The organism is Streptomyces dysideae (assembly GCF_001514305.1).
Classification (GTDB): domain Bacteria; phylum Actinomycetota; class Actinomycetes; order Streptomycetales; family Streptomycetaceae; genus Streptomyces; species Streptomyces dysideae.
In genome coordinates this window covers 67,527-78,341 of record NZ_KQ949118.1, presented here as the reverse complement: position 1 = coordinate 78,341, position 10,815 = coordinate 67,527, and the positions used below count along the sequence as shown (strand labels likewise).

The window sequence follows — 10,815 nt, the reverse complement described above, 5'->3', positions numbered from 1 at the left end:
CTAGTAGGACGGTTGCCACGGTGGGCTTCGTTATCGAGGCTCCCGAGTCAACCTCCGTAGGCGACATCGTCGAAGGGCTGCTGCTCACCCCGGCCACGGGGCCGGACCGAGCAACGGCGGGCGTGCGTCCTTCGCACACAGCCCTGACGGCCGGTGGTTGGGCTACACACGGAACGCGAGCACCCCCGAGGGACGCGACGATGACCATGACGGCTGCAACGGTGGGACCACAGCGCTACCAGGAGCGGTACGCGGCGAGGCTGGAAGCCGCCGCTCAGGCGCGTCGGGACATAGCGCTGGTGCTGGAGACCTGGGGCCTGCCTCAGCTGGTGGACGTCGCCGAGCAGGTCGTCACGGAGCTGGTGGCCAACGCGGTGGAGCACACCGACGCCGCCACGGTGGGTGCCTCGATCACACGGACAGGCAGGGGGTCCGCGCGGATCGTCGTGACCGACACGTCCCGCACCAGACCCACCCTTGGCACGCCGTCCCCGGACGATGAGCACGGCCGCGGACTACTCCTCGTCGAAGCTCTGGCCCACGCCTGGGGCAGCGAGCCGGTGCACGGCGGGAAACGCGTCTGGGCAGAGCTGCGCGCGGACGGCACGTGGTGACCGCTCCTCCCACGGCCACCTTGCCGCGCGTCGAACGGCTCACTCCGCGGCAGCAGATGGCCGTGGACTGTGCGCGCTGCGCCCGCCGGTTGGGGATGGCCGGCCAGGTGTGGGGCGAAGTGCGCCACCGGGGCCTGCTGTTCCGGCTCTGGATCTGCGCGCCCGAATGCCCACCGTCCCTTGCCTGCGGCGTTGCATGAGCCGCCGCCCGGCGCCGGAGCCCGATGCCCGGCGCCGGGCGGCGCACAACCCGCTCTGCGTCTGCATGACCGGCTTCCCGACCGGAGCGGAGCGGCCCCGCGAGACCCTCGGCCGTGCCTTCGCGCACGGGCGAGTCAGAGAACAGTCCGAGCACCAGCAACCACAAGGAGGTACCCATGCCCACGGCAACGCTCGTCCCGTTCGGCGCCCGCGCCGAGTGCACCCCGTACACCGTGACCCTGGAGGCGGGATCGTTCGTGTACGACCCGGCCCGGCAGGTCAACGTCCTGACCGACGGCTCCGGCGCCCTGTGGAGCCGCTCCACCTCGCTGGCCGGAAGCTGCACGAACACCAACTGGGACAGCAAGAACGACGACACGTCCGACCCGTACCTGATGCGGTGACACGGCACCTGTTCGGCGGCCCGGTGCTGGTCGTCACCAAGGAACTGGACCCCGCGGCGGACCTGGTGGTCGACGAGCTGACGATCCGGCGTGTGCCGGTGATGCGGTTCGACATGGGGGACTTCCCCCTGTCCATGTCCCTGTCCGTCGAGCACGCTGCAGCACCCTGGACGGGGGTCCTGGCTGACGAGTACCGCTCCGTGCGGCTGGAGGAGGTGAGGGCCGTCTACTACAGGCGGCCCCGCCTTCCCGCCGTCTCCGAAGGGCTGCAGGAGCCCCACCGCACGTGGGCCAACGAGCAGGCGCTGGCCGGACTGCTCGGCACGCTGTACGCGCTGCCGGTGACGTGGGTGAACCGGCCGGACGTGGACGGCATGGCCTCCCACAAGGCCGGTCAGCTCCCCGTCGCGGCGGCGCACGGGCTCCGTACGCCTCGCTCGCTGATCACCACGGACCAGGAAGTGGCCCGGAAGTTCTGCCATCAGGTGGACGGTCCGGTGATCTGCAAGCCGCTCATGGGCGGCCCGCTGGAGTACCCGGACGGCCACCGCACCGGGGTACCGACCCACGTGGTCGACCCCGACACGATCGACGACTCCGTGTCCCTGACAGCGCACCTGTTCCAGGAGTGGGTTCCCAAGACTCACGAGGTGCGGCTGACCGTCGTGGGCAAGGAGATGTTTGCGGCCGAGATCCGCGCGGGCAGCGACGCTGCTCGGGTGGACTGGCGCAGCGACTACGACGCCCTCACCTACGACGTGTGCCGAGTACCGGACGACGTACGGGCGGGCGTGCTGAGCTGGCTGGAGCACTTCCGTCTCAACTTCGGCGCGTTCGACTTCGCCGTCACCCCCGCCGGGGACTGGGTGATGTTCGAGTGCAACCCGTCCGGAGAGTGGTCCTGGATCCAGAACGAGACGGGCCTGCCCATCGCCACGCACATCGCTGATCTACTCGCCGAGGGACGACCATGACGACACACACCGAAGAACGCGCCACCCAGTTGCGCACGGCGCTGGCCGACGTCCTGGAGGCCAACGGGCAACTGTCCGACCCGACATGGCGGAAGGTGTTCGAGGCCGTTCCCCGCCATCCGTTCGTGCCGGAGTTCTGGACCCTGGTCGGCGGCGAGCAGCGGCGCGTGACCTCCGCCGATCCCGACTGGCTGGACCTGGTGTACTCGGATGACGCGCTGGCCACGCAGCTCACCGACGGCGTGGCCACATCGTCGATGGGAGCGGGAGCCGGATTCGAAGACCGGCTCCCAAATGGCTCTCAGAATGGCCCCCGGAAGCACTCAAGGGCCCGACCCGCGATGCGGATCAGGCCCCTGACCTGGTACTTCACTGTCGGGGTGGCGGGATTTGAACCCACGACCTCTTCGTCCCGAACGAAGCGCGCTGCCAAGCTGCGCTACACCCCGATGTCGCTGCTTGTCGCGGCGACGTCGTTTACTTTAGCCCACCGGTGGCCCGAGACGAAATCCGGTTTTGGCGCGGTGCCGGATCAGGTTGGGGCGGGCGTGGTCGAGGGCCACGAGGAGGATGGCCAGGGCGTAGAAGGCGAGGGCCAGGAGGAGGGCGTTGCCGAGGACGGACTTGTAGCCGTGCAGGTCCACGTCCAGGAAGGGGTAGAGGTAGCGGGTCGGCGTGCCGGGGAGGAGCAGTTCGCCTCGGGTGAAGGTGAAGGCCAGGTAGGCCAGGGGGAAGAGGAGCCACGTTGCCGCCTGGCGGAGGTGGAGGCGGGCGTTGGGGGTCAGGAGCAGCCAGTCCAGTACGGCCGCGATGGGGATCGCCGTATGGAGGAGCTGGTTCGTGATCGCGTGCCAGCCGGCCGGGTGCGTTGCCTCGGGCGTGAGCGCGAAGGGGCTCGTCGAGTTTGCCAGGAGCAGGTGGTACACCAAGCCCGTGATCATGACGTAGAGGAGTGCGGCGCCCGTCAGGGACGAGGGGAGCGGGCGGCGGGCGGTCCAGGCGCGGCGGGCCGAGACGGTGAGCGTCAGGGCCAGCAGGATCGTGGCCTGGGTGGAGAAGAGGCTCAGGGTTCGGAGGGGGCTGCCGAGGAGCAGTTCGGCGGTTACCGTCGCTGTCGCCGTCAGGGCGATCAGTGTGCGGTACGTGGCGGTCAGCGGGCGGCGTACGGGGGTCACCACCGCCGTGGCGGGGACGGGCGAGGGCAGCAGCCTGGGCGTGCCCGGGACCGCGGGGAGGTCCGGGATGTCCCTGGGTATCGGGGCGGTCATGCCCTCACGCTAGGCAGATCGGTGCATATCGGGCGATATGGGCGGGCCGTGCGGGTTACGCCACCCCAGTCGCCCCAGCCTCCATCGCCATCGCTCCTTGCCGGACCGCCGGACCGCCGGACCGCCGGACTACTCCCGGCCCACCAGCGTCAGCAGCGTCGCCTCCGGCGGGCACGCGAAGCGGAACGGGGTGTAGCGGTTCGTGCCGCAGCCCGCCGACACGTGCAGGTACGACGTACGGCCCTCGGCCGTGTGCGTGGACAGGCCCTTCACCCGGTCCGTGTCCAGGTCGCAGTTGGTCACCAGGGCGCCGTAGAAGGGGATGCAGAGCTGGCCGCCGTGGGTGTGGCCGGCGAGGATCAGGGGGTAGGCGTCGGCCGTGAACGAGTCCAGGACACGCAGGTACGGGGCGTGCACCACGCCCATCGAGAAGTCCGCCGCGCCCGACGGGCCGCCCGCCACCTGCTCGTAGCGGTCCCGCCTGATGTGCGGGTCGTCAAGGCCCGTCAGCTCGATCGACACGCCCTCGATCTTGAGCGTCCCGCGGGTGTTCGTCAGGTTCTGCCAGCCCGCCGCGTCGAAGCCGTCGCGCAGGTTCTCCCACGGGTTGTGGATCACCCCTACGGCGGGCGCGTTGCCGTTCAGGCCGTGGCGGCCCTGGGCCTTCTCGATCAGGTAGCGGGCGGGGTTGCGGAGCTTGGGGCCGTAGTAGTCGTTGGAGCCGAAGATGTACGCGCCCGGGAACTCCATGAGCGGGCCCAGCGCGTCCAGGACCTCCGGTACGCCCTCCGGGTCGGACAGGTTGTCGCCCGTGTTGATCACGAAGTCGGGGTGCAGGCCCGCCAGCGAACGCAGCCAGCGCTGCTTCTTGTGCTGCCCGCCGACCATGTGGATGTCGGAGACCTGGAGCACGCGCAGGGGACCCATCCCCGGCGGCAGGACGGGGACCGTCACCCGTCGGAGGCGGAAGGAACGGGCCTCGAAGCCCGCCGAGTAGAGAAGGCCGGCGGCCCCGACCGCCGTGATGCCGAGGGGAACTCCGTATCGCGCGCGCATACGACCATCGTGTCAGACCCTGCCCAAGTCCCGTGCCGGGCCGCTCCTTCCCGGGGCCTCTCCCCGAGCCGCTTTAAATCAGCGGGCGTTCTGCCTGGGACACCTGCGACAATCGACCCCATGACCACGCTCAAGTCGAAGCTGCAGGAAGACCTCAACGCGGCGATCAAGGAGCGCGACGAGCTCCGCTCCTCGACGCTCCGGCTGACGCTCACCGCGATCACCAAGGAGGAGGTCGCGGGCAAGGAGAAGCGCGAGCTCTCCGACGACGAGGTGCTGAAGGTGATCACCAAGGAGGCGAAGAAGCGCCGCGAGGCGGCGGACGCGTTCGCGCAGGGTGGTCGGGCCGAGTCGGCCGAGCGGGAGAAGGCGGAGGGCGAGGTGCTCGCCGCGTACCTGCCCAAGCAGCTCAGCGACGACGAGCTGAACGAGATCGTCGCCCAGGCCGTCGAGGAGGCCAGGGCGGCCGGCGCCGAGGGGCCGCGGGCCATGGGCGCCGTCATGAAGATCGTGAACCCGAAGGTCGCGGGGCTGGCCGAGGGCGGCCGTGTCGCCGCCGTGGTGAAGAAGCTCCTGGCCGGCTGACCGACGCGCCCACGGCCACACAGCGGACCGGCCGCACAACGACCGACGGCCCCTTTCTCCTCGTAGATCTCTCATACGAGGAGAAAGGGGCCGTCGCTTTGCTCAGTGCCGGCAGTCAGCCCTGCGGCTCAGTCCCGCCCGCCGTTGCCGTTGCCGTTCTGGCCCTGGAACCAGCCCTCCGGGATCGAGAACGTGGGCGTCGGGAAGGTCCCGCCGTCCGTGCCGCCGCTGGGGTTGTCGCCGTTGTCCCCGTCGCCGTTGCCGTTCCCATTTCCGTTGCCGTTCCCGTTGCCGTTCCCGTTGCCGTTCCCGTCGCCCCGGTCCTTCTCGGGTTCCGGGATGTCGACGAGGTTGAACGTCGGGGCGTCCTTGCCCTCCAGGGCGCCGGCCATGGCGTCCTTCCAGATCGGGCCCGGGACCTCGCCGCCGTAGACGAGGGGACGGAACACGCCGCCGATGGTGATGTTCCGCATCTTGACCTTCTGGGTGGCGCTGCCGACCCAGACGGCGCCCGAGAGGTTCGGCGTGTAGCCGACGAACCAGGCGTTGCGGCGCTCGTCCGTCGTACCCGTCTTACCGGCGCTCTCCCGGCTGGTGAGACCGGCCTGCTTACCCGTACCGGAGTCGACCACGCCGCGCAGCAGGGTGTTGATGGTGTCCGCGGTCGTCTCGCTCATCGCGCGCGAGCAGGTCGACTTGGGCACCTCGAGAGACTTCTGCTGCTGGCCGACCTTCTGCGTGATCGACTCGATGGCGACCGGCGTGCAGTACATGCCGCGGGAGGCGAAGGCGGCGTACGCGCTCGCCATGGTGAGCGGCGAGAGGCCGGTCGAGCCGAGCGTCAGCGACGAGGGGACCTCGGGGATCTTGTCGCCGTTGCCCTGGACCACGCCCAGCTTGTTGGTCATGTTCACCACCGGGCACATGCCGATGTCCTCGAGCATCTGCACGAAGTAGGTGTTGACCGACAGCTCCATGGCCTCCCTGAGCGCGTACGGGCCGACCTCGGACTCGGTCTCGTTCTCGACCTTGTAGTCGCCGTCGTTGAGCCAGTTCCGGCTGCCGCACGTCCGCACGGTCTCCGGGTACCGCATCTCGTACGGCGCCGGGTACACCTGCGTGGCGGGCTTGCCCTCCTCGATGGCGGCGGCGGCCAGGAACGGCTTGAACGTCGAACCGGTCGGGAAGCCGAAGTTGGAGCCGCCCATGCTCTGGTCGACCGAGTAGTTGTACTCGGTCTCGTTCTTGCCGTAGCCGAACGGCTTCGACTGGCCCATCGCCACGATCTTGCCGGTGCCGGGCTCGACCAGCGTGGACGCGGCCGCGACCTTGTCCGACTGGTTGATGTGGTCCTTGAGGGACGCCTGGACCGACGCCTGGGCCTGCGGGTCCAGGGTCGTCGTGATCGTCAGGCCGCCCTGGTTCCAGATCTTGGCGCGGGCCTCACGGGTCTTGCCGAAGACCGGGTCGCTCTTGAAGACCTTCTCGACGTACTTGCAGAAGAAGCTGGCGCCCTTGACCGCGGTGATGCAGCCGTTCGCGGGCTTGCTGACCTTCAGGTCCAGCGGCTCCTCCTTGGCCTTGTCGGCCTCCGCCTGCGGGACGTCGCCGACGTCGGCCATGCGCTGCAGCACGGTGTTGCGCCGCTTGGTGGCCTCGGTCTCGTCGTTGACCGGGTCGTACCGGCTGGGCGACTGGACGATGCCGGCGAGCAGCGCCGACTCGGCGAGGGTGAGGTCCTTGGCGGACTTGGAGAAGTAGCGCTGGGCGGCGGCCTCGACGCCGTACGCCTGCTGGCCGAAGAACGTGATGTTCAGGTAGTTCTCGAGGATCTTCTTCTTGCCGAGCTCCTCCTCGACCTGGATCGCGTACTTCAGCTCCTTGATCTTGCGACCGAGGGTCTGCTGGGTGGCCTGCGCGACCTTCGTCGGGTCGTCGCCGGCCTCCTCGACGAAGACGTTCTTCACGTACTGCTGGGTGAGCGTGGACGCGCCCTCGGCGACGCCGCCGCTCTGGGCGTTGCGGTTGAGGGCGCGCAGGACGCCCTTCAGGTCGACCGCGCCGTGCTGGTAGAAGCGCGAGTCCTCGATCGCGACGATCGCCTTCTGCATGTACGGCGAGATGTCCTTGAGCTCGACCACCGTGCGGTCCCGCGAGTACACCGTGGCGATCCGGTCGCCGTCGGCGTCGAGGATCGTGGTGCGCTGACTCAGCGGTGGCGTCTTGAGATTGGCCGGGAGCTCGTCGAAACTCTCCACCGACCCCTTGGCGGCAAGTCCCAGCGCACCGACCGCGGGCAGCGCGATGCCGGCCAGCACGGCTCCCGAGACCACACTGACACCGAGGAACTTGGCGGCCTGCTGAGTGGCCGTGAGACCACCGCCCGAGCGCTTCTTTGGCATGAGGGCAGCCTAATCCGTACTCCTGAGCGTTCCGAAGGAGCGGTTGCTCCTCGGGATGTTCAGGGACCTGATCGTGACGAACGCCATCCCGCGAGCTCCCCGGGAGGCCTCGTCTGACGGCACAGCAAACGTGAGGCATCGACGTTCGCATTCGCCGGACACGCGTATATGCCTTGGCCTAAGCTGCTCTCAACTGTCACAGCAGTGCGGCCACGTATCAATACGTCCGGCGACCCCGAATCGTTCCGGAGGTTCCCCAACTTTTTTGCTGGGGCGTGTCCGAATCCGCCTTGTGTGTCACCCGGCGCCCGTTGTGACTCAACAGAACTGTCCCGGTTTGCCGGGATGATCACGCATGTCGCCAGCTCACTCCCCCGGGTGATCTGCCGCTTACGCATAGTCCGTTCGGGCCATTCAAGATTGGGCCCGCTGGGGGTGTTGCGCTGTGCCCACCTTCCGTAACGTCCTCAACTGGCGGCGGTGAATATGCCGCTGCCGCCGTGGGGGAGCCTCGATTCGGGAGAGGACGGCGCCGGTATGGGCTGGGTAACCGACTGGAGTGCGCAGGCGGCCTGCCGCACTACCGATCCGGATGAACTGTTCGTTCAGGGAGCAGCGCAGAACAGGGCCAAGGCGGTGTGCACCGGATGCCCGGTGCGGACCGAGTGCCTCGCTGACGCGCTCGACAACCGCGTCGAGTTCGGCGTGTGGGGAGGAATGACGGAGCGGGAGCGCCGCGCACTGCTGCGCAGGCGGCCGACCGTCACATCGTGGCGCCGGCTGCTGGAGACCGCGCGCACGGAGTACGAGCGGGGGGCCGGCATCCTGCCCCTCGACGACGACGAGGTGTACGAGAACTACGCGGCGGTGAGCTGAGGGCGTCCCCCCTCAGCCACCCGCCCCGGGCGCCTCGGGCAGCTCCGGCCGAAGGGCCGCGAGCCGGTTTCCGATGTCCCGCAACCCCGCAAGGTCGTGTACGTCGCCGGGCAGTGCGGCTACTTCGGCCACCGCCACCTCGGGGTGGAGCGCGGTGAAGCGGTCGCGTGTGCGCTGCTCGCGGGAGAGCAGTTGCATACGGTCGGCGTGCAGTCTCAGCAGGCCTGCGGTGAGTTCGTCGATGGTCCGCTCCCCGTCCGTGCGCTCGGTGTCCAGGGCGGCGGGGGAGCCTTCGTCAGGAGCCGGTGCTTCGGAAGCGGGAGATTCTGAACTGCCGTACGTGTCGGGAGAGTTACGAAGTACTGCTTTCCCGCCCTCCTGATCCACAATGCGGGGCTCTTCAAGATTTTCCGCGGCGGCGAGCGCGCGCTCGGCCGACAGCCGGTCGGCGCCGCTGCCGTGGACCCGGTTGAGCACCAGCCCGGAGAGTGGCATGTCCTCCGCGGCCAGCCGCTCCACGAAGTACGCGGCCTCCCGCAGCGCGTCCCGCTCCGGCGCCGCGACCACCAGGAACGCCGTACCGGGCGCCTGGAGCAGCTTGTACGTCGCGTCCGCGCGCGTACGGAACCCGCCGAACGTCGTGTCCATCGCGGACACGAACGTCTGGACGTCCTTGAGGAGTTGACCGCCGAGCAGTTTGCCGAGGGTGCCGGTCATCATCGACATCCCCACGTTCAGGAACTTCATCCCGGCGCGGCCGCCCAGCTTCGCCGGGGCCGTCAGCAGCCGGATCAGCCGTCCGTCCAGGAACGACCCGAGCCGCTTGGGCGCGTCCAGGAAGTCCAGCGCGGAGCGGGAGGGCGGGGTGTCGACGACGATCAGGTCCCACTCGTCCCGGGCCCGCAGCTGGCCCAGCTTCTCCATCGCCATGTACTCCTGCGTGCCCGCGAAGCCCGCCGAGAGCGACTGGTAGAACGGGTTGTTCAGGATCGCGGCCGCTCGCTCGGGGTCCGCGTGCGCCTCGACGATCTCGTCGAAGGTGCGCTTCATGTCGAGCATCATCGCGTGCAGCTCGCCGTCGCCCTCGACGCCCTTCACCCGGCGCGGGGTGTTGTCGAGCGAGTCGATGCCCATGGACTGCGCGAGCCGACGGGCGGGGTCGATGGTCAGCACAACCACCTTCCGCCCCCGCTCGGCGGCCCGCAGCCCCAGCGCGGCGGCGGTCGTGGTCTTGCCGACACCGCCCGAGCCGCAGCACACGACGATGCGGGTGCCCGGATCGTCGAGCAGCGGATCGACGCCGAGCAGGCGTGCGGGGGAGAGGTGATGAGGGTGGTGGGTCTGGTGACGGGCGCCGGTGTCGTGTGCGTGGGCCGGGTCCGGACGACTCATGACATCCCCTGCTTCCGACATTCGGCATGCCGCTTCCGACTCGTGAACGGCCTCATGACAGGCCCTGTTCCCGCAGCTCGCCCGCGAGCTCGTACAGGCCCGCCAGGTCCATTCCCTCGGCAAGCAGCGGCAGTTCGTGCATCGGCAGTCCCAACTCGCTGAGCGCCGCCCGCTGTTCGTGCTCCAGGCCGTACCGCTCGGCGTACTCCTCGGCCTGCTGGAGCAGCGGGTCGACCAGCCGCTCGGCGTTCTGCCCGCGCCGCGCCCCGCCGAGCCCCGCCGCGGACAGTGACCGCGCAACGGAAGAACGCTCCACCGCCCGTACGAGTTCCAGATCCGCCGCGTCCAGCACCTCCGGCCGCACCATGTTCACGATGATCCGCCCGACCGGCAGCCGCGCGCCGCGCAGCTCGGCGATGCCGTCCGCGGTCTCCTGGACCGGCATCTCCTCCAGCAGCGTCACCAGGTGCACGGCGGTCTCCGCCGACTTCAGCACCCGCATCACGGCCTGCGCCTGGTTGTGTATCGGCCCGATCTTGGCGAGGCCCGCGACCTCGTCGTTGACGTTGAGGAAGCGGGTGATGCGGCCGGTGGGCGGCGCGTCCATGACGACGTAGTCGTAGACGAACCGTCCGCTCCTGTCCTTCCGCCGCACGGCCTCGCAGGCCTTGCCGGTGAGAAGTACGTCTCTCAGCCCCGGCGCGATGGTGGTGGCGAAGTCGATGGCGCCGAGCTTCTTCAGCGCCCGCCCTGCACCGCCCAGCTTGTAGAACATCTGGAGGTAGTCCAGAAGGGCCAGTTCGGGGTCGATGGCGAGGGCGTACACCTCCCCGCCCCCCGGAGCGACGGCGATCTTCCGCTCCTCATAGGGCAGCGCCTCCGCTTCGAAGAGCTGCGCGATGCCCTGCCTGCCCTCGACCTCGACGAGAAGCGTCCGCTTCCCCTCGGTCGCGAGGGCGAGCGCGAGGGCGGCGGCGACCGTGGTCTTTCCGGTCCCGCCCTTGCCGCTGACGACCTGGAACCTGCTCACGTATTCGAGCCTA

10 protein-coding genes and 1 tRNA gene are annotated in these 10,815 nt (G+C 69.2%); 5 read left to right on the top strand and 6 right to left on the bottom strand.

Annotated features, from left to right (window positions below):
• The 3 genes from AQJ91_RS42010 to tgmB form a co-directional block, all read left to right on the top strand.
• Positions 1-614, top strand: a 614-nt coding sequence (locus tag AQJ91_RS42010; protein ID WP_234383361.1) for an ATP-binding protein, incomplete at its 5' end; no start/stop codon positions are given.
• 377 nt (positions 615-991) lie between these two features.
• Positions 992-1,219, top strand: a complete 228-nt coding sequence (gene tgmA, locus AQJ91_RS42005; protein ID WP_067033354.1) for a putative ATP-grasp-modified RiPP — start codon at positions 992-994, stop codon at positions 1,217-1,219.
• The gene (gene tgmB / locus AQJ91_RS42000) at positions 1,216-2,193 is read left to right on the top strand and encodes an ATP-grasp ribosomal peptide maturase (protein ID WP_234383360.1); all 978 of its coding nucleotides are present in this window, start codon (positions 1,216-1,218) and stop codon (positions 2,191-2,193) included. The genes tgmA and tgmB overlap by 4 nt, the downstream gene beginning before the upstream one ends.
• A 375-nt stretch (positions 2,194-2,568) precedes the next feature.
• On the opposite strand, the gene AQJ91_RS41995 is transcribed toward tgmB, so the two are convergent.
• The 3 genes from AQJ91_RS41995 to AQJ91_RS41985 all read right to left on the bottom strand — a co-directional run bounded on the left by AQJ91_RS41995 (position 2,569) and on the right by AQJ91_RS41985 (position 4,517).
• A tRNA-Pro gene (locus AQJ91_RS41995) sits at positions 2,569-2,642 on the bottom strand.
• Positions 2,643-2,675: 33 nt separating this feature from the next.
• Entirely contained in the window at positions 2,676-3,461 is a 786-nt protein-coding gene (locus AQJ91_RS41990) for a Pr6Pr family membrane protein (RefSeq protein ID WP_067033352.1), read from the bottom strand.
• A 129-nt stretch (positions 3,462-3,590) separates the two neighbouring features.
• Positions 3,591-4,517: a metallophosphoesterase gene (locus AQJ91_RS41985; protein WP_067033348.1), complete on the bottom strand. Its 927-nt coding sequence runs from the start codon at positions 4,515-4,517 to the stop codon at positions 3,591-3,593.
• A gap of 120 nt (positions 4,518-4,637) precedes the next feature.
• On the opposite strand from AQJ91_RS41985, the gene AQJ91_RS41980 reads away from it, so the two are divergent.
• The gene (locus AQJ91_RS41980) at positions 4,638-5,102 is read left to right on the top strand and encodes a GatB/YqeY domain-containing protein (protein ID WP_067033345.1); all 465 of its coding nucleotides are present in this window, start codon (positions 4,638-4,640) and stop codon (positions 5,100-5,102) included.
• 128 nt (positions 5,103-5,230) lie between these two features.
• On the opposite strand, the gene AQJ91_RS41975 is transcribed toward AQJ91_RS41980, so the two are convergent.
• Positions 5,231-7,504, bottom strand: a complete 2,274-nt coding sequence (locus AQJ91_RS41975; RefSeq protein ID WP_067033342.1) for a transglycosylase domain-containing protein — start codon at positions 7,502-7,504, stop codon at positions 5,231-5,233.
• Positions 7,505-8,041: 537 nt separating this feature from the next.
• Between AQJ91_RS41975 and wblA the strand changes: the two genes are divergently transcribed.
• A complete protein-coding gene (gene wblA / locus AQJ91_RS41970) occupies positions 8,042-8,380 on the top strand; it encodes a transcriptional regulator WblA (RefSeq protein ID WP_067033339.1) in 339 nt (112 codons plus the stop codon).
• Between the two features lie 12 nt (positions 8,381-8,392).
• Here the strand turns inward: wblA and AQJ91_RS41965 are convergent, their stop codons facing one another.
• Both AQJ91_RS41965 and AQJ91_RS41960 read right to left on the bottom strand, forming a co-directional pair.
• Positions 8,393-9,772, bottom strand: a complete 1,380-nt coding sequence (locus AQJ91_RS41965; protein WP_067033336.1) for an ATPase BagB — start codon at positions 9,770-9,772, stop codon at positions 8,393-8,395.
• 52 nt (positions 9,773-9,824) lie between these two features.
• Positions 9,825-10,802, bottom strand: a complete 978-nt coding sequence (locus AQJ91_RS41960) for an ATPase BagA (RefSeq protein ID WP_067033334.1) — start codon at positions 10,800-10,802, stop codon at positions 9,825-9,827.
• Positions 10,803-10,815: the final 13 nt, after the last annotated feature.

Bases quoted from the DNA above. Each gene is read 5' to 3' on its own strand.
- tgmA (WP_067033354.1), top strand. From the start codon at position 992: ATGCCCACGGCAACGCTCGTCCCGTTCGGCGCCCGCGCCGAGTGCACC.
- AQJ91_RS41990 (WP_067033352.1), bottom strand. From the start codon at position 3,461: ATGACCGCCCCGATACCCAGGGACATCCCGGACCTCCCCGCGGTCCCG.
- AQJ91_RS41985 (WP_067033348.1), bottom strand. From the start codon at position 4,517: ATGCGCGCGCGATACGGAGTTCCCCTCGGCATCACGGCGGTCGGGGCC.
- AQJ91_RS41980 (WP_067033345.1), top strand. From the start codon at position 4,638: ATGACCACGCTCAAGTCGAAGCTGCAGGAAGACCTCAACGCGGCGATC.
- AQJ91_RS41975 (WP_067033342.1), bottom strand. From the start codon at position 7,504: ATGCCAAAGAAGCGCTCGGGCGGTGGTCTCACGGCCACTCAGCAGGCC.
- wblA (WP_067033339.1), top strand. From the start codon at position 8,042: ATGGGCTGGGTAACCGACTGGAGTGCGCAGGCGGCCTGCCGCACTACC.
- AQJ91_RS41965 (WP_067033336.1), bottom strand. From the start codon at position 9,772: ATGAGTCGTCCGGACCCGGCCCACGCACACGACACCGGCGCCCGTCAC.